The following is a 244-nucleotide window of genomic DNA, read 5'->3' on the forward strand; positions in this document are numbered from 1 at the left end:
GGTATTGCGCTGGCACTTGGGTTGGTTGGTTGTGGTGAACAACAAGAAATTAAAGTAAACGAGACTCCCGCGGTTAGCGCTCCAGTTCCAGCTCCTTTTGCCTTAGGTATTGAGCTGGAAAATATGGATAAATCGGTACGTGCTCAAGATGACTTTTATTACCATGTAAATGGTCAATGGTTAGCTAAAACCGAAATTCCTGGCGATAAATCTAACTATGGTTCGTTTTCGCAATTATATGACG

Annotated in this window: 1 protein-coding gene; it reads left to right on the forward strand. The window is 42.2% G+C overall.

What is annotated here, in order from left to right; translation table 11 throughout:
- On the forward strand, positions 1 to 244 hold a 244-nt coding region (locus tag AAEY83_RS17790), incomplete at both ends, for a hypothetical protein (protein WP_351061325.1).

Source organism: Psychrobacter sp. TB20-MNA-CIBAN-0197, from assembly GCF_040309765.1.
Lineage (GTDB): Bacteria > Pseudomonadota > Gammaproteobacteria > Pseudomonadales > Moraxellaceae > Psychrobacter > Psychrobacter submarinus.